The following is a 19,756-nucleotide window of genomic DNA, read 5'->3' as shown; positions in this document are numbered from 1 at the left end:
CAGGGCGATGCGCCACACCGTTCCGACCTCCGCCGTCCTGCTCCTCGGCGCGCTGGTTTTCTGCGCCTGGATGCACCCGCTGGTGCTGTGGCCGACCAATTTCGGCTGGCTGCTGACCGGAGAGGATCGCGGCCAGGCGGCGATCGGGCTGCTCGCCTATCTCCGGGCTGGCGGGCCGGGGCTGCGCGAGCCGCTGCTGTCGGCGCCCGAAGGAACGGCGCTGCTGTTCACGGACAGCATCCCGCTGCTCGGCATCCTCTTCCGGCCCCTCGCGGCGTGGCTGCCGCGAGCCGTCCAGTTCATCGGAGCGTGGTATCTCGCCTGCTGTCTGCTGCAGGCCGGGTTCGCCGCGCTGCTGGTCCGCCGCGTCACGCGTGAGCCGGTCGCCTGGTGGTGCGGCGCGGCGCTGCTGACGCTATTCCCGGTGCTGCTCAACCGCTACGGCCATGCGAGCCTCTGCGCCCAGTGGCTGCTGCTCTGGGCGCTGTGGGTGTTCGTCGAGCCGCGCCGCGCGGTACGGCCGCTGTGGTGGGCGGCGGTGCTGGGCATCGCGGCGGCGGTGCACAGCTACCTGCTGCTGATGGTCGCCGCCTTCTGGGGCAGCGCGCTTCTGGAACAGCTGTGGCGTGGCGAGCGACGGGGCCGGGCATTGGCGCACGCCGTGCTGGCGCTCCTGCCCGCCGCCGTGCTGCTGTGGCTACATGGCGCCTTCGCGGGCGGCTATGCCTCGACTGGTACTTACGGCGCGTTTCCGGCAGCGCTCGACGCGTGGTGGAATCCCGCCAACCCCGGCTACACGGCGCTGCCGATCTCGTCCCGCGCGATGCCGCAGGGGCGCGGTTTCGAGGGGTTCAACTATCTCGGCGCGGGGCTGATCCTGCTGGCGGCGGTCGCGGCGTGGCGGCTAGCAACGGGCACGGTCGACGAGAACTTTCGGGATCTACGCCGGCGGCTGTGTTGGCTGCTGCCCGCGCTGGTCGTGCTTGCGATGCTGGCCATCGGCCCAGCGCCCGTGTGGCGCGGACAGGTGCTGTACGCCCTGTCACTGCCGCCGCGGATCACCGATACACTCGACGCCGTCCGCGCTTCAGGCCGGCTGCTCTGGCCCGCGAGTTACCTGCTCGCCTATGCCGCGATCGCCTGCGTCGCCCGCGGTCGCAACGCGACGCTGCTGCTCGCCGCCGCGCTGGCGTTGCAGGTGGTGGACCTCGCGCCGATGGTCGCCGCAATCCGCGCGACCAGCGTCCGGGCGGCCGACCGAACCGTGTACACGCTCACCCGCGATCCGCGCTGGGCCGCGCTGGTCGCGCAGGCGGGCGACGTCGAGTTCGAGCCCGCGCGGCCGTTCCTCGACATGGCGCTGGCGGAGGAGATCGGCTGGCGGGCGGTGCAGCACTGCCGCCCGCTGCGCTGGTCCTACGCATCGCGCGACACGCTGGCGACGCGGACCCGGGTCGCCGCCGACGCGCAGGCGTTCGCAGCGGGGCGGCTCGTATCGACGCGGCTCTATGTGCTGATCGGCCGCGACTCCACACCGCCTTCGGTCGCCGCGCGCGTGCAGGTAATCGACGGCGTCCGCATCATTCCGCCGAGCCGGCCAGCGCCGCGCGTCAGCTGTTCTTGAGCGCCTCGGTCAGCCGCTTGACCTCCTGACTGCGCCCACGCGGCAGGATCAGCACGTCGGTGCCCGACGCGACCACGATCAGGTCCTCGACGCCGAGCAGCGCGACGCGCACTCCGTCCGCCCGAACCAGACAATTGCGCGTGTCGATCGCGATGACGTCTCCCCCGTGCACGTTGCCAGCTTCATCCTGTTTGCTGATCGCGTGCAGCGCGTCCCAGCTGCCGACATCGCTCCAACCCATCGCGACGGGCACCACCGCGACCCGTTCCGCCTTTTCCATTACCGCATAGTCGATCGACTCGTCGGGCGAGGCGGCGAAGGCGGCGGCACTCGGCCGCACCCGCACGCCTTCGCGCGAGGCGGCGCACATTGCATCCTCGGCGGCGGTCAGGATCGCCGGGGCATGCTGGCCGAGCGCCTGCAGGTAAAGATCGGCGCGGAACAGGAAGATACCGCCGTTCCAGTCATGGTCGCCGGCCGCCAGCATTGCCTCCGCCCGGTCGAGCGGCGGCTTTTCGACGAAACGCTGAACGCGGAACACCCCGTCCGTCAGCGCCGCGCCGCGCTGAATCCAGCCATAGCCCGTCTCGGGCGTGTCCGGCGTGATGCCGAACGTGACCAGCCAGCCGTCGGCGACCAGCGGCAGCGCCCGCGCCACCGCGGCGTGGAAGGCCGGAACGTCGGCAATGACGTGATCCGACGGCATCACCAGCAGCGCTTCCTCGCCGCCGCCCGCCGCCAACGCCGCCAGCGCGATCGCGGGCGCGGTGTTACGCCCGACCGGCTCCAGCACCACCACCTGCGGCATGATGCCGATCGCGGCGAGCTGCGCGTCGATCATGTCGGCATGACGATCATTGGCGACGACGATGGGCGCGCCGAATGCCTCACCCGCGACGCGCTGGGCGGTCAGCTGCAGCATGGTGTCGTCACCGGTCAGCGCGAGCAGCTGTTTGGGCCGCTCCGCACGCGACATCGGCCACAGCCGCGTGCCCGAACCGCCGGAAAGGATGACGGGGATCACCAGTCGATGAGTCATGCTTTCCGCCTTAGCCGCACCCGTGCCCGGCTTCCAAGCTTCACGCTTCCTTTGCCATTGCCGCCATAAGACCGACAGGGGTGTCGGCCGGCTTGACACCGTTCGGACCTGATTTGCGATGGTAAGGCTGTTCAAGCACTACATCCCGCACACCGTGCTCATGCTCGGGATGGTCGATCTCGCCCTGTTGTTGTTCTCGGCCGAGGCGGGCTGGGTGATGCGGGCGCGGCAGATCGGGATGGCGGTGACGCCGCTCGCGACGCGCGTGCCGCAGCTCCTGTCGTTTGCTGCCGCGCTGCAGGTCTCGCTGGTCGCGGTGGGGGCATACGGAGTAGGATCGTTCCTGTCGCTGCGCTTTGCCGCCGCTCGGCTCGCAGTGGCGGTCGCGCTGGGCGTGTTGTTCCTGTCGGTGCTCTACTTCATGGTTCCAACGATCGGGTACTGGCGATCGAACCTGCTCTACTCGATGGGGATCGCCTGTGTGTTGCTGGTCGGCGTGCGGGCGCTGCTCGGCCGGACGTTGGGCGGCGAGACGTTCAAGCGGCGCATCGTGGTGCTCGGCGCGGGAAGCAGGGCGGCGCGCATCCGCGAACTGTCGGCGCAGCCCGGGGTCAACTTCACGGCCACGGCGTTCGTCGCGATGGGCGAGGCGGCGCCGGCCGTCGGCGATGCGGTGCCGCGCGACACGATCGCCAATCTGGCCGCGTTCGTCACCGACCTCGGCGCGAGCGAGGTGGTGCTGGCGCTGGAGGAGCGGCGCAACGCCCTGCCGCTCGCCGACCTGCTCCGCGTCAAGACGACCGGGGTGCAGGTCTATGAGCTGTCCGCCTTCCTCGAGCGCGAGACGGGGCGAATCGATCTCGGCAGCGTCAACCCGTCCTGGCTGATCTTCTCCGACGGCTTCGCGGCGGGGCGGATGATCTCGTCTACCGTCAAGCGCGCGTTCGACATCGTCGCCAGCCTGCTGCTGCTGATCGTCACCCTGCCCGTCATGATCATCGCCGCCGTGGCGGTAAAGCTCGAGTCGCGCGGACCTGCCTTCTATCGCCAGCGCCGGGTCGGGCTGTACAATGAGGGCTTCGACATCGTGAAGCTGCGCTCGATGCGGGTCGACGCCGAAGTGCCCGGGAAGGCGCAGTGGGCGGCGGAGAACGATCCGCGCATCACCCGGGTCGGGCGATTCATCCGCAAAGTCCGCATCGACGAGCTTCCGCAGACCTGGACGGTGTTGAAGGGCGAGATGAGCTTCGTCGGTCCGCGGCCGGAGCGCCCCCAGTTCGTGGGCGAGCTGGAGCAGCAGCTGCCCTTCTACGCCGAGCGGCATATGGTGAAGCCCGGCATCACCGGCTGGGCGCAGATCAATTATCCTTATGGCGCATCGGTCGAGGATGCGCGGCACAAGCTGGAATATGATCTCTACTACGCCAAGAATTATTCGCCGTTCCTCGACCTATTGATCCTGATCCAAACGCTGCGCGTGGTGCTGTGGCCCAGCGGCGCGCGCTGAAGGCATGATGGCCCAGCTGATCCTGTGGGCGCATGCGCTGGCGGCGCTGCTCTTCGCCGCCGGCGCGCTGGCCGCGTGGCGGCGCGCGGGGATGGCGCGGGTGCTGTTCACCGTCGCCTCGGCGCTGACGGCGCTGTGGGCCTTGGCCGTGGCGGGGATCGGGGCGGGCGACCTCGGCACACGGACGGTGGAGGCGGCGCGTGATCTCGGCTGGCTGGCCTTCGCCTTTGCCCTCGTGCGCGGCGACCGGACGGGCCGGTGGATGGTTGCGGCGGTGTATCTGGTTGTCTCCAGCGTCGCCATCGCGGGGGCAGTCCTGGCCGCCGGCGAGGCGATCGCGCGGACACCGGCCGCCGCGGCGGAGCTGAGCGCGGCGCGGCTGGTGTTTCGGATGATGGCCGCGGCGGGCGGGCTGGTGCTCGCGCGCCACCTTCATGCCATGTCGGCACAGCGCGGGCCGGTAAGGCTGATCGCGACGGCCTTGGCGCTGTTGTGGGGATCGGGGCTGGCGCTTGCGATCGTCACCTATACGCGGCCGGACTGGGAGGAGGGCGCGACCGCGCTGCGCGGTTTGGCTGCGGTGACGGTGGCGGCGCTGCTGGGGCTGGCGGCGCAGCGGCGCGACGCCTGGGTCCTGGCGTTGTCGCGGCCGGCCGCGACGCGCGCGCTGATCGCGGTGGCGCTGGCGACCTATATCGGCTTCGCGGCCGCGCTGTCGGCGATCGCCGCGCACTGGGGCGGGCGGCCGCTTCAGGCGGCGGTGGTGGTCGGCGCCGCAACCGCGTTGCTGACCCTCGCCTCGACCTCGTGGCTGGGCGCATGGGCCAAGGTCAAACTGGCGAAGCATCTGTTCCGGCACCGCTATGATTACCGCGTCGAATGGCAACGCTTCACCGACACGCTCAGCCAGGCGGGCGAACCGCTGGAGGCACGGGTGGTCGCGGCGGTCGCGCGGCTGCTCGACGCGCCTGGCGGCGTGCTGCTCGCCGCTGATGGAGACCGGCTGGTGAGTGCGACGGCGTGGCGGTGGGATGCCGCGGTGGAAGCCGACGCGGCGCTGACCGCGGTACTGGCGACCGGGCGGATCGTCGAGCTCGATCCGGCACGCAGCGGCGCGGGCGAGAAGGTTCCGGCGGCGATGCTGTCCGTGACGGACGCCTGGGCTTTGGTGCCGCTGCTGCAGGGCGAGGCGCTGATCGGGGCCGTGGTGCTGGCGCGGCCGCCGGTGCCGCGCGCGCTCGACTGGGAGGATTTCGACCTGCTCCGCGTCGCGGGACGGCAGGCGGCGAGCTACCTGGCAGAGGACCGCGCGGGGCGGGCGCTGGCGGAGGCGCGGCGGTTCGAGGAGTTCAACCGTCGCTTCGCCTTCATCCTGCACGACATCAAGAACCTCGTCAGCCAGCAGCTCCTCGTCGCGCGCAACGCCGAACGGCATGCAGCCAACCCCGCGTTCCGCGCCGACATGGTCGCGACGTTGAAGGAGTCGGCCGACCGGATGACCGCGCTGCTCGCCAAGCTGGCGCATCAGGACCGCGGCGCGGCCGAGGCTTGCGCCCCCGTCGACGCCGCCGCGCTCATCGAGCGAGTCGCACGCACATGGCGGGCGCAGCATCCGATCGAGTGTGTCGCCGTACCGCTATGCGTCGAAGCGCAGGCCGGACGGCTGGAACAGGTGCTGGCGCACCTCGTCCAGAACGCTGTCGAGGCGAGCGCCGACGACAGCCCGGTGATGCTGACCGTCGCGGTCGCGGGCGACCGGGTCGCGATCGAGGTCGCCGACCGCGGCGGCGGGATGAGCGCCGCCTTCGTGCGCGACGAGCTGTTCCGGCCGTTCGCCTCGACCAAGGCAGGCGGCTTCGGGATCGGCGCGTTCGAGGCGCGGCAGCTGGTGACGGCGATGGGCGGGACGCTGACCGTCGACAGCCGCGAGGGCAAGGGGACGTGCTTTCGCATCCTGCTCCCCGCGGCGGCGAACATGGAGAAGGCCGCGTGACAAAGCCCGTCCTGCTGGTGGTAGAGGACGATCCCGGGCTGCAGCGGCAACTGCGCTGGGCCTATGACGGCTATGAGGTGGTCGTTGCCGGCGACCGGGCCGAGGCGCTGGCTGCAGTGCGCGAACATGCACCGGCGGTGGTGACGCTCGACCTCGGCCTGCCGCCTGACCCTGACGGCGTCGTGGAAGGCTTCGCGACAATGGCGGCGATTCAGGCCCTCAGCCCCGACGCCAAGATCATCGTCGCCAGCGGCCATGGCGAGCGCGCCAGCGCGCTCCAGGCGATCGCGGACGGGGCTTGGGACTTCTACGCCAAGCCGATCGACATCGATCAGCTGGGGCTGATCGTTGCGCGCGCCTTTCATGTTCATGCGCTGGAGGCTGAGAACCGGCGGCTGCACGCGGGTGGCGCTGCACCCGGGTTCGGAGGAATGGTCTATGCCTCGCCAGAGATGGCGGGGGTGGTACGGACGCTGGAGCGGGTCGCGCCCGCCGACGTGTCGGTGATGCTGTTGGGCGCGAGCGGCACAGGCAAGGAGCTGCTCGCCCGTGGCCTGCATGCCGCCTCGCGCCGCGGCGACGGGCCGTTCGTTGCGATCAACTGCGCCGCCATTCCCGAGGCGCTGCTGGAGAGCGAGCTGTTCGGGCATGAGCGCGGCGCCTTCACCGGTGCGGTGCGGACGGTGATCGGCAAGGTCGAACAGGCAGCGGGCGGCACGCTGTTCCTCGACGAGATCGGCGACGTGCCGCAGCCGCTCCAGGTCAAGCTGCTCCGCTTCCTGCAGGAGCGGGTGATCGAGCGGGTCGGCGGACGCAAGCCGATTGCGGTCGACACCCGCGTCGTCTGCGCGACGCACCAGGACGTCGACGCGATGGTCGCCGATGGCCGCTTTCGCGAGGACCTTTATTACCGCCTTGCCGAGATCGTGGTCCGTATCCCAGCGCTGGCAGAGCGGAGCGGCGACGCGGCGCTGCTCGCCCAGGCATTCGTCACCCGCTACGCCCATACGCTCAACCCGGCGGTGACGGGCCTTGCGCCCGATGCACGCGGCGCGGTCGACGCGTGGCGCTGGCCGGGCAACGTCCGCGAGCTGGAGAACCGCGTCAAGCGCGCGGTCATCCTCGCGGAGGGCAAGCGCGTTACCGCCGCGGACCTGGACCTGGCGCCCGCCGACCGCGGCGAACCGATCGAACTGCGCACCGTCCGCGAGGCGGCGGACCGCAAGGCGATCACGCGCGCGCTGGCACGCGCCGACGGCAACATCTCGGGCGCGTCGCGGCTGCTCGGGGTGAGCCGGCCGACGCTGTACGACCTGCTCAAGAGCTACGACCTCCATGCCTGACGTCAGCGCCTATCCGATGCTCGCCCGCCGGGTGAAGCGCCGCCGGGGGTGGCGGCTGCCGTCTGCCGGTCCGCGGATGGTGCGGCTGGCGGCGGTGTTGGTGCTGGCGCTGGCGCTGCTCGCCGGGATCGCCTGGGCGGCGCGGCCCGCGCGACCGGGCGCGGCGCAGTTGCTGGCGGATGCGCAGATGACATTGCGGGCGGGGAACTATCATGCCGCCCGCCGCAACGCCGAGCGCGCGGTGATCGCCGCGCCGAGGTCTGCCGCCGCGCATCAGGTGCTGGCACGGGCGCTGTTGGAGCTGGGCGAGGGGCTGGCGGCGGAAGCGGAAGTCGGCCGCGCCGCGGCCGCGGGCGCGCCGGCGGCGCGGCTCCATGTGCTGATTGCCCAAGCGCGGCTGTTGCAGGGCGATGCGACCGGCGCGCTGGCCGAGGCCGACCGGGCCGTCCCCGCCGATGCCGCGCGGGTGCGGGCGGGTGCGCTGATTTTGCAGGGGCAGGGCCAGGCCGCGCAGCAGTTGCTGGAGCTGACCGTCGCCGCAGCGCCGCGCGATGCGCAGGCGTGGACTGCGCTGGGCCGCTTGCGGCTTGACGCAGACGAGATGGGCGGCGCGGCCGATGCTGCCGCCACCGCCGTGCGGCTCGCGCCTGGCGAACCCGCGGCGCTGACGCTGCAGGGCGAGGTAGTGCGGGCGCGGTTCGGGCTGATGGCGGCGCTGCCCTGGTTCGAGGCGGCGCTGAATCGTGATGCCTACTATGTGCCCGCGCTGGTCGAGCAAGCGGCGACGCTGGGCGATGCCGGTCGCTATGCCGAGGCGCTGGCGGCCACCCGCAAGGCGCTCGTCGCCCGCCCGGGAAGCGCGCCAGCCTTTTACCTCCAGGCAGTGATCGCCATGCGTGGCGGCAAACCGGACCTGGCGCGGCGTCTGCTCGCCGCGGGCGGTGGCGCGCTCGACGCCATGCCGGGCGCGCTGTTGCTGGGCGGCGCGGCGAATGCGGCGACCGGACGGTGGGAAGAAGCAGTGACAAACTGGCGGCGGCTGGTCGTGGCGCAACCGATGAACGTCGCGGCACGGCGGCTGCTCGCAACCGCGCTGGTTCGTGCGCACGATCCGCGTGGCGCGCTCGACGTGCTGCGGCCGGTGGCGTTGCGGGGCGACGCCGACAGCTACACGCTGATGCTGGCGGCGCGGAGCTGGACGGCGGCGAGCGATCCGCGTGCGGCGGCGGGCCTGCTCGACCGGGCCGCGGCGGAGCCTCGCGGCGGCGCCCTGCTGTTCGCCAGCGATGAGGCGCCTGCGGTGCTGACCGTGGCGGCGGCAGGCGCGCCGGGCGATCCGACCTATGCGTTGGGCGTGATCCGCGCGTTGGCGAGCGCGGACGATCGAGTGCGCGCGCTGGCGCAGGCGCGGACCCTTGCGGCGGCAATGCCGCGCGACCCGGCGGCGCAGCTCGTCTGGGGCGACCTGCTGGCGGCGGCGGGGCGCGACGGCGAGGCGGCGGTGGCTTACACCCGTGCCGCGGACCTGCGGTTCGACGAGCCGACCGCCCTCCGGCTGGTCGACGCGCTGGGGCGTGCGGGTAAACCGCAGGACGCGGCGGCGACGCTGGCGCTGTATCTGAGCCAGAACCCGCAAAGCCTGACGGCGCGACGGTTGCTTGGGCATTGGCAGGTGGCTGCGGGCGCGTGGAGCCCGGCGATCGAGGCGCTGGAGGATGTCCGCGCGCGCACCGGCGATCGCGATGCAGCGCTGCTCGCCGACCTGGCGCTGGCTTATGCGGGCGACGGCGACGGGTCGACTGCGCGCAGCTATGCGCGGGCGGCGTACCGGCTCCAGCCGATGAGCGCGGGGGTCGCCGACGCCTATGGCGTCGCGCTTGCCGCGGCGGGTGAGGCCAGCGCGGCGCGGCAGCTGTTCGACAAGGCCGTTGCGCTGGCGCCGGACGTACCCGTCTATGCGGCGCACCGGCGGCAGCTGGGGTGAGGGCCGCGCGGAAGTTGTCGAAGTCGCGGCAAAACCCATACAGTTTCGCCGGTCGCTTTGTCGGCCGCTGAGTCGATGCCGTAATTGACGCGGCTGTATTCAGTCATGCTGCACCGGCAGGCGGGGTGTAGGACAGCGGTTTCTTTGCGAGCATTTAGCGGGCGTTACTGCGAAGCCCGGCTGCGGCTCGACTTTGCGGCGGGTGGGCAGGATAGAGCGCCGGTGTCCGATCCGCTGCATCGCATCGCCGCCGCGCTGGAGCGGCTTTCCCCCGTGCCGCCGGTCGCCGCCGATCCGCTGGCGCACCCGGCCTATGCGTGGCGTGAGGGGCGGCTGGCCGCTATCGACCTTGCGGCGTTGCCGCTCGACCGGCTGTATGGTGTCGACCCTCAGCGCGACATGCTGGTCGCCAATCTCGAGCGGCTCGCGCGAGGGTATGCCGCGCACGACGTTCTGCTGTGGGGTGCACGGGGCAGCGGCAAATCGGCGCTGGCGAAGAGCGCGGTAGCGGCGGTGCAGGCGGCGACGCCGGCGCTGGGGCTGGCGGTGGCGGGCGACCTGGCGAGCCTGCCGGGGCTGTTCGGGGCGTTGCGGGCGGTCGACCGGCCGTTCGCGATCTTCCTCGACGATATCGGGGTCGAGGCGGCGGCGGACGCCCGGGCGCTGCGCTCGCTGCTGGAGGGCGGAGCGGAGCCGCGGCCGGACACGGTGCGGCTGATCGTCACCGCCAACCGCCGCCATCTGCTGCCGCGGGCGATGGAGGACAATGCGGTCAACCCGCGCGATGCGGCCGACGATCAGCTGGCGTTGGCGGACCGCTTCGGATTGAGCCTCGGCTTTCACGCGCTTGATCAGGAAGAGTATCTGGCGATCGTGGCCGGACATGCGGCGGCCTTGAAACTGGCGGTCGACCGCGCGGCGGCGCTGGCATGGGCGCAGCGGCGCGGCAGCCGGTCAGGGCGGGTGGCATGGCAGTTCGTCGTAGAGGCGGCGGGCCGCGCCGGTCGGGCGCTGGGCTAGGCATTCACCCCAGCGCCTCCACCTGTTCGGCCAGTTCCAGCCAGCGGAGTTCTGCGGCCTCCTTGTCGGCGCGGGCGCGATCGATCGCGGCGGTCAGCGTCGAAAATGCCGACGGGTCGCGCGTGTAGAGGTCGGGATCGGTCAGCCTCGCTTCGTCGCGGGCGATGGCGGCGTCGTAGCCGTCGATCTTGGCCGGCAGCAGGTCGTAGTCGCGCTGGTCATTGTAGGTCAGCTTGCGCGCAACGGTGGCCGGCGGCACCGGTGGCGCAGCGGGCTTGGCGGACGGTCGTTTCGCCACCGCGCGGGGGAGGCGCTTGCGCTCCCAATCCTCATAGCCGCCCGCGACGATGTCGACCTTGCCCGACCCGTCGAGGCCGACCGTCACCGTCACCGTGCGGTCGAGGAAGTCGCGATCGTGGCTGACGATCAGGACGGTGCCGTCATAGTCGGCGATCACCTCCTGCAGCAGGTCGAGCGTCTCCAGGTCGAGGTCGTTGGTCGGCTCGTCGAGGACGAGGAGGTTGGAGCGCCGCGCGAACTCGCGCGCGAGCAGCAGCCGCGAGCGTTCGCCCCCCGACAGCGAGCCGATCTTCGCGTCGATCAGCGCAGGTTCGAACAGGAAATCCTTGAGATAACCGTGGACGTGCTTGCGGACGCCCAGCACGTCGATCCATTCGCCGCCATCGGCGAGCACGTCGCGCACCGTCTTGTCGGGCGCCATCAGCGCGCGCTGCTGGTCGATGATCACGCCGTCGAGCGTCTTGGCCAGCTTCACCTCGCCGGCATCCGGCGTGATCTCTCCGGTCAGCAGCTTCAGCAGCGTCGTCTTGCCGGTGCCGTTGGCGCCGACGATGCCGATGCGGTCGCCCCGGGTGACGCGCAGGGTCAGGTCGCGGATGATGGTGCGGTCGCCGAATATCTTCGACACTTGTTTGGCGTCGATCACCGTCTTCGTCCGCACATCGTCGCTGCTGATCGCGAGGTTCGCCGCCCCCTGCGGTCCCAGCATCGCGGCGCGTTCGGCGCGCATCTCCCTGAGCTTGGCGAGCCGCCCCTGGTTGCGGCGGCGGCGGCCGGTGACGCCGCGCTGCAGCCAATGCTCCTCCAGTTTAAGCTTGGCGTCCAGCCGGTCGGCGTTGCGCGCCTCCTCGGCGAAGACCGCGTCGGTCCACGCCTCGAACCCGCCAAACCCGACTTCGTTGCGCCGCAGTGAGCCACGGTCGAGCCACAGCGTCTGGCGCGTGAGGCGGGTGAGGAAGGTGCGGTCGTGGCTGATGACCACGAAGGCACCGGTGAAGCGGCCCAGCCATTGCTCCAGCCACTCAATCGCGGCGAGATCAAGATGATTGGTCGGTTCGTCGAGCAGCAGCACGTCGGGGTCGAGCGCCAGGGCGCGGACGATCGCGGCGCGGCGGCGCTCTCCCCCCGACGCGGTGGCGGCATCGCGCGCGAGATCGATGCCGAGTTGACTGGCGATCGCTTCGGCCTCGTGCGGGGCGGGTGCTTCGCCGCCGTGGAGAACATAGTCGAGCAAGGTCGCATGCCCCGCGAGGCTGGGCTCCTGCTCCAGCAGCACAACGCGGGTGCCCGGCACGATCGTGCGGCGGCCCTCGTCGGCGTCGGTCTGATCGGCGATCAACCGCAGCAGCGTCGACTTGCCCGCTCCATTGCGCCCGATCAGTGCAAGCCGGTCGCGCGGCTGCAGGTGCAGGTCGAGGTGGCGGAACAGCCACCCTGAGCCTTGGATCAGGCCGAGGTCTTCGTAGGAGAGGATGGGAGCCGCCATGTCGGCCGCGCATGTACGGCGGCAGCCCGCTCCCGTCACCCCGGCCCCGGGCCGGATGGCAAAGTGCTTGCCGCCACCTTTCCGCCCTATTCACAGGCGGTTCAACGCCGGGCATGTAAGCGCCACTTATGGTCCTCCTCGTCCTGTTCCTGCTCACTCCCGGCATCGGCCTGCAGGTGGCTCATCACCGCACCGATCAGTGGCGCGTGTTCGAGCAGCGGCGCGAGGGGCGCATCCTGCCGCTGCGCGAAATCGAGGGGCGAGTGGTGCCCACGATGCGCGGCGCCGACTATCTCGGCTTCGAGTTCGACGGATCGACCGGTGTTTACACGCTGAAGTTCCTGCGCGATGGCGCGGTGATCTGGGTCGAGGTCGACGGCCGGTCCGGCCAGGTCATCGGCCGCACCGGGGGCTGAAAGGGCTTATCGCATGCGCGTACTGATCGTCGAGGACGAGCCGACGCTCGGCAACCAGCTCAAGAACACGCTGGAGGGCGCGGGCTACGCGATCGACCTCGCCACCGACGGCGAGGAGGGGCTCTTCCTCGGTCAGACCGAAAGCTACGACGCGGTGGTGCTCGATCTGGGGCTGCCGGAGATCGACGGGCTGACGGTGCTCGACCGCTGGCGGAAGGATGGCAAGGTGATGCCCGTCCTGGTGCTGACCGCGCGCGACAGCTGGTCCGACAAGGTCGCGGGACTGGACGCGGGCGCGGACGACTATGTCGCCAAGCCGTTCCAGACCGAGGAGCTGATCGCCCGCCTGCGCGCGCTGATCCGCCGTGCGTCGGGCAATGCGTCGAGCGAACTGACCGCCGGCGACGTCCGCCTCGACACCCGCTCTGGCAAGGTCACCAAGGCGGGCGAGGCGGTGAAGCTGACCGCGCAGGAATACAAGCTGCTCAGCTACCTGCTGCATCACAAGGGCAAGGTGGTCAGCCGCACCGAGTTGATCGAGCATATCTACGACCAGGATTTCGACCGCGATTCGAATACGATCGAGGTGTTCGTGACGCGGATCAGGAAGAAGTTGGGGCAGGACGTCATCACCACGATTCGCGGGTTGGGGTACAGCCTGGAAGACCCTGACGCGTGACGTCCGCTGAGGTCACGCAAGCAGCTTCCTCGCCCGTGACCGTCGCCGCGCCGATCACGACGCGGCACACCGGCTCGCTCCAGCGCCGGATGATCCTGATCGCGGCGGCATGGATCACGTTGTTGCTGACCGGCGGCGGCTTCGCGCTTGACCGGGTGCTGACCACCGCCGTCACGCGCAATTTCGACGACCAGCTCGCCTACGTCCTGACCTCGCTGATCGTGTCGGCGGAGATCGGGCCGGAGGGCGAGGTGATGAACACTCGTGAGCCCGCCGACCAGCGCTTCCTTGAACCGGGCTCGGGCCTTTACTGGCAGGTATCGAGCAAGGGGCAGGAGCCCTATCCGTCGCGGTCGCTGTGGGACCGGCGGCTCGCCTACGGCTCCGACCATAACGACCGCGAGGTCCATAGCTATGATTCCCCCCAGTTCGGCGACGAGAAGCTGCGCATCGTCGAGCGCGATGTGACGCTGCCGGGTTCGCGACTGCACTGGCGGTTCCAGGTCGCGGAGAATCGTGAGGGGCTGGACGGGCAGATCTCGGCGTTGCGGCGGACGTTGCTGCGTTCGTTCGCGCTGCTGGCGCTGGGGCTGATCCTGTTGGCGGCGCTGCAGACGGTGTACGGGCTGCGGCCGCTGCGGCGGGTGCGCGAGGAGATTGCGCGGATGCGGGCGGGCAAGACCAACCGGGTGTCGCAGGCCATGCCGGTGGAGGTCGCGCCGATGGTCGAGGAGCTGAACGCGCTGATCGCGCATAACGAGCGGCAGGCGGAGGAGGCGCGGCGGCATGCGGGCAACCTCGCCCACGCGCTCAAGACGCCGCTGACCGTGATTATGAACGCCGCGACCGCCCAGGCGGACGACCTTGCCGAGACGGTCGTGCGCGAGGCGCGGACGATGCGGCGACAGGTCGATCACCACCTCGCGCGCGCGCGCGCCGTCGGCCGGCGCGGCTCGGCGCACAGCCGGGCCGAGGTGTGGCCGTCGGTCGAGTCGGTCGAGCGCGCGGTCAGCCGCCTCTACCGCCACGTCCGGATCGACGCGGAAGGGCAGAAGACCTGCCAGGTTCATGTCGAGCGCCAGGACCTGGACGAGATGCTCGGCAACCTGGTCGAGAACGCCGCGAAATATGGTGGCGGCAGCGTCTTCGTGACGGTGGCTGCGCAGGCGGGATTTGTCGAAATCCTGGTCGAGGATGACGGCGCGGGCATCCCGGAAGAGGAACGCGTCCGCATCTTCGATCGCGGGGTGCGGCTCGACACCGGCAAACCGGGCACCGGGCTGGGGCTGGCGATCGTGCGCGACGTGGCGGAAATCTACGAAGGCACGGTGACGCTGGAGGAGAGCGAGGATCTGGGCGGGCTGCTGGTGCGGCTGCGGCTGCCCGCGGCGGGCTAGGCGGGCGGCATCCGGCTTACGCCGCGAGCTTCAGTTCCCGCACCGCGGCCGCGGTCAGCGTCAGGCTGCGCTTCCTCGCATCGTGGTCGAAGATGCTGCTCGCGACCATGACCTCGTCGACGCCGGTGCGCTCGACGAAACGCGCGATGCCTTGGGCGACCGTCGCTGGCGTGCCAACGACGGAGCATTGCAGGACGTGATCCAGGATCGCGGCGCTCTGCGGGCCGAGCTGTTCGCGATAGCCGGCGACCGGCGGGGGCAGCTGGCGCGGGTTGCCGGTACGTAGCGCCACAAAGGCCTGCATTTGCGACGAGGCCAGTAGCTCGGCCGCTTCCGCGGAATCGGCGGCGAAGATGTTGAAGCCCGCCATGCAATAGGGTCGGTCGAGCGCCGCCGACGGCCGGAATTCGCGGCGGTAGATCGCGAGCGCGCTGTCGAGCGCGTCCGGAGCGAAATGCGACGCGAAGGCGAACGGCAGGCCCAGCATGGCGGCGAGCTGCGCGCCGAACAGACTGGAGCCGAGGACCCACAGCTCGGGCCGCGCCCCCGCGCCGGGGGTGGCCGTGATGCCGGTGCGGCCGTCATCGGCGAAATAGCTCTGCAGCTCGATCACATCGCGCGGAAAATCGTTGGGGTCGCTGGTCAGCGTGCGCCGCAGCGCATGCGCCACCCGACCGTCGGACCCCGGCGCGCGGCCGAGCCCGAGATCGATGCGGCCAGGGAACAGCGCATCCAGCGTCCCGAACTGTTCGGCGATGACCAGCGGCGCATGATTGGGGAGCATGATGCCGCCGGAGCCGATGCGGATGGTGCTGGTCGCCGCTCCGACATGCGCCAGCACGACCGCCGTGGCGGCGCTGGCGATGCCGCGCATGCCGTGATGTTCGGCGGCCCAGTAGCGGCTGAACCCCTCCGCCTCGGCGTGCCGGGCGAGGTCGGCGGCGTTGGCCAGCGCCTGGGCGACGATGCCGCCTTCGACGATGGGGACGAGATCGAGCAGGGAGAGGCGCGGCATGACGGGCAGATGGGGAGCCGCGCCGCCGAGCGCTAGAACCCCCGCGACCACCGCACGGCCGCCCCGCGGTCTGCCGCCAGCGCTGCGACGTTGCCCGGATCGCGCCGCCAGTAGAGGTTCGCCTGCAGCGCTCCGCCACCGACCGGGACGAGATACGCCGCCTCCATGTCGAGCTCGCGGCCGCGCGGAGCAAGCGCCAGCTGCTGCGGTGTCCAGGCGGAGACCGCGCCGGTCGCATAGTCCCATCCGGTCGGCAGCGTCAGGTCGAGGCTGCCGCTCGCCACGCGCAGCGGCAGCGCGACGCGGAACGACAGGCGGTCGCCGCCGAACGGCCCCGCCCGGCCGACATCGGCCGACCAGGCGCCGCTGACCAGCCGACCGCCGCCGTCGATGCCGTGGAGCAGCGGCGTCGTCCGCCCGCGCCGCCAATCGGCGCCCAGCGACCAGGCGCCGCTCGTCAGCCGTGCGCCCGCGTCCGTGAACCAGCTCGTTGCGCCCGGCGTGCCCAACGCCGCGCCGAAATGCGCGCCGAGCACCGTCGCCTCCTCGTGCAGCCGGGTGACCGCCCCGGTCAGCTGGACGGGGCCGATCGTACGGTCGACACCCAGCCCGGCGCGATCGTACGGCATCCGCTCCCAATAGCGGGTGCCGGGGAGGAGGCGGTCGCGTCGGGTCAGCACTGCGCCCGACTCCGCCGATGCGATCAGCCCCCAGCTGCCCAGCATGCGCCGCACCGCCAGCGACGACGCGGGCGCGGTGTCGAAGCCGCCGTTCGACCCCGCAACGAGGAAGGCGGGCTCGCTCGATCCGGTCAGCTGCGCCGATAGGCTTTGCGCGCCCTGGTTGAAGCCGACCGCGAAGCTGGTCCGTCGCCCCAGCCGCTGCGTAATCGAGCCGGCGATCGCGCGCGCCGCCTCGGCCTGCCCCGCCGACAGGGTGGTGCGGTCGAGGATCAGCGCGGTGCGGGTCGGGGCCAGCGTCATCGCGACGCTGGTGCCGCCGGCCGTCAGGCTGGTCACATGCGTGCCGCCACGCAGCGCGTTGCCGAGCGGACGCGACCCGCCAGCGCGCTGCAGCCCGTGCGCCAGGTCGATCGCAAAGGCGCGGCTGTAGCCGTCGAGGATCACCGCGCCGACACCGGACGGTGTGGCATCGCCCATCGCGGCGCTGAGCTCGCCATTGCCGGTCAGCGACACCGTCGCGGCGTTCGCGCCGGCCAGCGTGGCGGTGCCCTGCGGCTGGAACGCCCTGGTCAGGTCGAGGATGCCGCGGCCATAGATGGGATCGGTGCCGACCGCGCCCGCGTCGCGTGCGGTCGTCAAGAGCAGGTTGACGATCTGCGCGCCGGTCAGATTGGGAAAGGCCTGCGCCAACAGGGCCACCGCGCCCGAAATCTGCGGCGCGGCGAAGGACGTGCCGGACCAATAATAGGGCACGTTGTTCTGGTCGGGTGCCCGGACACGCTCCCCGACCGCGGTCAGATAGCTGTTGGCGCTGGCGCCGGCCTTGTCGCTGAAGGTCGAGAGCGCATTGTTGGTCGACTTGATCGAGCCGGCGATGATGACGGCGTTGTTCGCATTGCCGGTGTTGGCGACTGCGGTGAAGGGGTCGGGGTCGTCGGTGCCGTCATTGCCCGCCGCGATCACGACAACAATGCCGGCCGCGGTGGCGCGCCCGACCGCCGCCTGAAGCGAGGCGGGCATCGCCGAGCCGCCCAGGCTCATGTTGATGACCCGCGCGCCCGCGACGCGGGCAGCATCGACGCCCTGTGCGATCGCATCGCTGGGAAACTTGCAACCGGCATCGGTATCGTCGGATGCGGTGGCGCAGGTGCCGGGCCGGTCGGCGCGCATCGCGATCACCGTCGCGCCGAAGGCGACGCCGTGCGTGCCCGCGCCGTTGCGCCGCCCCGCCGCGGTAAAGGCGACGGCGGTGCCGTGGCCGCCTTCGTCATCGACGCTGGTGTTGCCCGCGAACGCCTGGCTCGCCGCGGAAATGCGGTTGTCGAACTCGGCAGATTGCAGGTCGATCCCCGAATCGATGATCGCGATGCCGACACCCGCGCCGGTCGCGCCGGCGTTGTAGGCGGCCAGCGCGTTCATGTTCACTGCGCCGACCGTCGCCCTATATTCGACATTGTCGTTGCTGCTGCTGGTGGTGGGCGTCGGAGTCGGCGTTGCCACGGGAGTGGGAGTGGGGGTCGGCGTGGGCGTGGGCGTTGGTGTCGGGGTGATCGCGGCGGTGGGCGTGGGGGTGCTGTTGACCCCACCGCCGCCGCTGCCGCCGCATGCGGCAAGCGTCGCCACCACCCCCACACTGACGCCGCGCAATGCCCAAGCCCTTGTCGCCATTGCCGTTCGTCCTGCCGAGAAGACCTAAATCGCTAGGATTGAATGACTTTACCACGCCTTAATATGCATTGCACGAGGCGGTTGCCGGGTCCTTTCCGCGTCCCTACACCGCGGCGCGTGCCGCCCGCGCTTCGCCACATCGATACGTGGATCTTCGATCTCGACAACACGCTGTACCCGGCGAGCGCCGACCTGTTTGCGCAGATCGACCGGCGCATGACCGCCTTTGTCGCCGCGCGGCTCGGGCTGGCTCACGACGCGGCATTCCGGGTGCAGAAGGGCTATTTCCATGCTCATGGCACCACGCTTGCCGGGCTGATGGCGGAGCATGGCGTCGAGCCGCACGCGTTTCTGGCGGACGTGCATGCGGTGGAGATGGACGTGCTGGAGCATGACGCGCCCCTGGTCGCCGCGATCGCGCGGCTGCCGGGACGCAAGCTGGTCTTCACCAACGGCGACGCACCCTATGCGACGCGCGTGCTCGACCGGCTGGGGCTGGCGGCGAGCTTCGAGGCGATCCACGACATCCATGCGATGCAGCTGCGCCCCAAGCCTGCCGCGTCGGCCTATCAGGGGCTGTGCGACGCGCGCCGGATCGAGCCGACGCGGGCGCTGTTCGCCGACGACATGATCCGCAATCTTGCACCCGCCAAAGCGATCGGCATGACGACGCTGTGGATCGACAACGGGTCTGAACAGGGCCCCGAACCCGATCGCGGTGGCATCGATTATACCGCGACGGCGCTGACGCCGTGGCTGCACCGGCTTTTGGAGGATCAATGAGCGACGACCTTGCCGCCGAGATCGACGCCGCCTGGGAGGACCGTGCCAGCCTCGGTCTCGACACGCGCAATCCGGTGCGCGCGGCGGTCGACGCGGCGCTGGCGATGCTCGATCACGGCACGGCGCGGGTCGCGGCGCCCGACGAGGCGGGCGGCTGGCGGGTCAATCAATGGCTGAAGAAGGCGGTGCTGCTCAGCTTCCGGCTCAACGACAATGCAGTCATGCCGGGCGGACATTTCGACAAGGTGCCGCTCAAATTCGCGGGCTGGGACCAAGCGCAGTTCCGTGCCGCCGGTTTTCGCACGGTTCCGGGCGCAGTGGTGCGGCGCGGCGCCTTCATCGGCAAGGGCGCGGTACTGATGCCTAGCTTCGTCAACATCGGCGCCTATGTCGGTGAAGGGACGATGGTCGATACCTGGGCGACCGTCGGTTCGTGCGCGCAGATCGGGCGCAACGTGCACATCAGCGGTGGCGCCGGGATCGGCGGGGTGCTGGAGCCGTTGCAGGCGGACCCGGTCATCATCGGCGATGGTGCGTTCATCGGCGCGCGGTCGGAGGTCGCGGAGGGCGTGCGCGTCGGCGAGGGCGCGGTGCTGTCGATGGGCGTCTATCTCGGCGCATCGACCAAGATCATCGACCGGGCCACCGGCGAGGTCCATTGCGGCGAGGTGCCGCCCTATGCGGTCGTCGTGCCGGGGTCAACCGGCGGCAACCCCGGCCTTTACTGCGCCGTGATCGTCAAGCGCGTCGATGCGCAGACGCGGAGCAAGACCAGCATCAACGAGCTGCTGCGCGACTGAAGACGCAGGCACTGACGTC

General features: G+C 70.8%; 16 protein-coding genes. 12 read left to right on the top strand and 4 right to left on the bottom strand.

The window, feature by feature from the left end; genetic code table 11:
• The first annotated feature begins 7 nt into the window (after nt 1-7).
• Entirely contained in the window at nt 8-1,624 is a 1,617-nt protein-coding gene (locus ACP2AD_RS13775; protein ID WP_425230612.1) for a DUF6311 domain-containing protein, read from the top strand.
• Here the strand turns inward: ACP2AD_RS13775 and ACP2AD_RS13770 are convergent.
• Complete coding sequence (locus tag ACP2AD_RS13770) at nt 1,611-2,663, bottom strand: mannose-1-phosphate guanylyltransferase/mannose-6-phosphate isomerase (RefSeq protein ID WP_425230611.1); 1,053 nt, start codon at nt 2,661-2,663, stop codon at nt 1,611-1,613. The two genes, ACP2AD_RS13775 and ACP2AD_RS13770, sit on opposite strands and share 14 nt — an antisense overlap.
• A gap of 118 nt (nt 2,664-2,781) precedes the next feature.
• On the opposite strand from ACP2AD_RS13770, the gene ACP2AD_RS13765 reads away from it, so the two are divergent.
• The 5 genes from ACP2AD_RS13765 to ACP2AD_RS13745 all read left to right on the top strand — a co-directional run bounded on the left by ACP2AD_RS13765 (nt 2,782) and on the right by ACP2AD_RS13745 (nt 10,510).
• Entirely contained in the window at nt 2,782-4,170 is a 1,389-nt protein-coding gene (locus ACP2AD_RS13765; RefSeq protein WP_425230610.1) for a TIGR03013 family XrtA/PEP-CTERM system glycosyltransferase, read from the top strand.
• Nucleotides 4,171-4,177: 7 nt separating this feature from the next.
• The gene (gene prsK / locus ACP2AD_RS13760) at nt 4,178-6,163 is read left to right on the top strand and encodes an XrtA/PEP-CTERM system histidine kinase PrsK (protein ID WP_425230609.1); all 1,986 of its coding nucleotides are present in this window, start codon (nt 4,178-4,180) and stop codon (nt 6,161-6,163) included.
• Entirely contained in the window at nt 6,160-7,506 is a 1,347-nt protein-coding gene (prsR, locus tag ACP2AD_RS13755) for a PEP-CTERM-box response regulator transcription factor (protein ID WP_425230608.1), read from the top strand. Before prsK ends, prsR begins: the two co-directional genes overlap by 4 nt.
• Nucleotides 7,499-9,490, top strand: coding sequence for a tetratricopeptide repeat protein (locus tag ACP2AD_RS13750; RefSeq protein ID WP_425230607.1), 1,992 nt, complete (start codon nt 7,499-7,501; stop codon nt 9,488-9,490). The genes prsR and ACP2AD_RS13750 overlap by 8 nt, the downstream gene beginning before the upstream one ends.
• 222 nt (nt 9,491-9,712) lie before the next feature.
• Nucleotides 9,713-10,510: a DUF815 domain-containing protein gene (locus tag ACP2AD_RS13745; protein ID WP_425230606.1), complete on the top strand. Its 798-nt coding sequence runs from the start codon at nt 9,713-9,715 to the stop codon at nt 10,508-10,510.
• Between the two features lie 4 nt (nt 10,511-10,514).
• On the opposite strand, the gene ACP2AD_RS13740 is transcribed toward ACP2AD_RS13745, so the two are convergent.
• Nucleotides 10,515-12,296 (bottom strand): ABC-F family ATP-binding cassette domain-containing protein, encoded by a 1,782-nt coding sequence (locus ACP2AD_RS13740; protein WP_425230605.1) that lies wholly within the window; start codon nt 12,294-12,296, stop codon nt 10,515-10,517.
• Between the two features lie 128 nt (nt 12,297-12,424).
• Here ACP2AD_RS13740 and ACP2AD_RS13735 point away from each other — a divergent pair, with 128 nt between their 5' ends.
• The 3 genes from ACP2AD_RS13735 to ACP2AD_RS13725 all read left to right on the top strand — a co-directional run bounded on the left by ACP2AD_RS13735 (nt 12,425) and on the right by ACP2AD_RS13725 (nt 14,788).
• Nucleotides 12,425-12,712, top strand: a complete 288-nt coding sequence (locus ACP2AD_RS13735; RefSeq protein ID WP_425230604.1) for a PepSY domain-containing protein — start codon at nt 12,425-12,427, stop codon at nt 12,710-12,712.
• A gap of 13 nt (nt 12,713-12,725) precedes the next feature.
• Complete coding sequence (locus ACP2AD_RS13730; protein WP_425230603.1) at nt 12,726-13,391, top strand: response regulator transcription factor; 666 nt, start codon at nt 12,726-12,728, stop codon at nt 13,389-13,391.
• 89 nt (nt 13,392-13,480) lie between these two features.
• On the top strand, nt 13,481-14,788 hold the full coding sequence (locus ACP2AD_RS13725; RefSeq protein ID WP_425231179.1) for a sensor histidine kinase: 1,308 nt from the start codon (nt 13,481-13,483) through the stop codon (nt 14,786-14,788).
• A 16-nt stretch (nt 14,789-14,804) separates the two neighbouring features.
• Here the strand turns inward: ACP2AD_RS13725 and ACP2AD_RS13720 are convergent, their stop codons facing one another.
• Both ACP2AD_RS13720 and ACP2AD_RS13715 read right to left on the bottom strand, forming a co-directional pair.
• Nucleotides 14,805-15,803 (bottom strand): LLM class flavin-dependent oxidoreductase, encoded by a 999-nt coding sequence (locus ACP2AD_RS13720; RefSeq protein ID WP_425230602.1) that lies wholly within the window; start codon nt 15,801-15,803, stop codon nt 14,805-14,807.
• A gap of 32 nt (nt 15,804-15,835) precedes the next feature.
• Nucleotides 15,836-17,905 carry a S8 family serine peptidase gene (locus tag ACP2AD_RS13715; protein WP_425230601.1) on the bottom strand — a complete coding sequence of 690 codons (2,070 nt, stop codon included), beginning with the start codon at nt 17,903-17,905 and terminating at the stop codon, nt 15,836-15,838.
• On the opposite strand from ACP2AD_RS13715, the gene ACP2AD_RS13710 reads away from it, so the two are divergent.
• The 3 genes from ACP2AD_RS13710 (at nt 17,904) to dapD (ending at nt 19,737) form a co-directional block, all read left to right on the top strand.
• A complete protein-coding gene (locus ACP2AD_RS13710) occupies nt 17,904-18,182 on the top strand; it encodes a hypothetical protein (RefSeq protein WP_425230600.1) in 279 nt (92 codons plus the stop codon). The two genes, ACP2AD_RS13715 and ACP2AD_RS13710, sit on opposite strands and share 2 nt — an antisense overlap.
• A gap of 89 nt (nt 18,183-18,271) precedes the next feature.
• Nucleotides 18,272-18,937, top strand: a complete 666-nt coding sequence (locus ACP2AD_RS13705) for a pyrimidine 5'-nucleotidase (protein ID WP_425230599.1) — start codon at nt 18,272-18,274, stop codon at nt 18,935-18,937.
• A complete protein-coding gene (dapD, locus tag ACP2AD_RS13700; protein WP_425230598.1) occupies nt 18,934-19,737 on the top strand; it encodes a 2,3,4,5-tetrahydropyridine-2,6-dicarboxylate N-succinyltransferase in 804 nt (267 codons plus the stop codon). The genes ACP2AD_RS13705 and dapD overlap by 4 nt, the downstream gene beginning before the upstream one ends.
• The last annotated feature ends 19 nt before the right edge of the window (nt 19,738-19,756 follow it).

This window comes from Sphingomonas sp. (assembly GCF_965248875.1).
Taxonomy (GTDB): domain Bacteria; phylum Pseudomonadota; class Alphaproteobacteria; order Sphingomonadales; family Sphingomonadaceae; genus Sphingomonas.
This window is presented reverse-complemented; position numbering and strand designations above follow the sequence as displayed.

Coding starts and splice junctions, on each gene's coding strand:
- ACP2AD_RS13775 (WP_425230612.1), top strand. CDS start 8: ATGCGCCACACCGTTCCGACCTCCGCCGTCCTGCTCCTCGGCGCGCTG.
- ACP2AD_RS13770 (WP_425230611.1), bottom strand. CDS start 2,663: ATGACTCATCGACTGGTGATCCCCGTCATCCTTTCCGGCGGTTCGGGC.
- ACP2AD_RS13765 (WP_425230610.1), top strand. CDS start 2,782: ATGGTAAGGCTGTTCAAGCACTACATCCCGCACACCGTGCTCATGCTC.
- prsK (WP_425230609.1), top strand. CDS start 4,178: ATGGCCCAGCTGATCCTGTGGGCGCATGCGCTGGCGGCGCTGCTCTTC.
- ACP2AD_RS13750 (WP_425230607.1), top strand. CDS start 7,499: ATGCCTGACGTCAGCGCCTATCCGATGCTCGCCCGCCGGGTGAAGCGC.
- ACP2AD_RS13740 (WP_425230605.1), bottom strand. CDS start 12,296: ATGGCGGCTCCCATCCTCTCCTACGAAGACCTCGGCCTGATCCAAGGC.
- ACP2AD_RS13735 (WP_425230604.1), top strand. CDS start 12,425: ATGGTCCTCCTCGTCCTGTTCCTGCTCACTCCCGGCATCGGCCTGCAG.
- ACP2AD_RS13730 (WP_425230603.1), top strand. CDS start 12,726: ATGCGCGTACTGATCGTCGAGGACGAGCCGACGCTCGGCAACCAGCTC.
- ACP2AD_RS13725 (WP_425231179.1), top strand. CDS start 13,481: ATGATCCTGATCGCGGCGGCATGGATCACGTTGTTGCTGACCGGCGGC.
- ACP2AD_RS13720 (WP_425230602.1), bottom strand. CDS start 15,803: ATGCCGCGCCTCTCCCTGCTCGATCTCGTCCCCATCGTCGAAGGCGGC.
- ACP2AD_RS13710 (WP_425230600.1), top strand. CDS start 17,904: ATGTTCACTGCGCCGACCGTCGCCCTATATTCGACATTGTCGTTGCTG.
- ACP2AD_RS13715 (WP_425230601.1), bottom strand. CDS start 17,905: ATGAACGCGCTGGCCGCCTACAACGCCGGCGCGACCGGCGCGGGTGTC.
- dapD (WP_425230598.1), top strand. CDS start 18,934: ATGAGCGACGACCTTGCCGCCGAGATCGACGCCGCCTGGGAGGACCGT.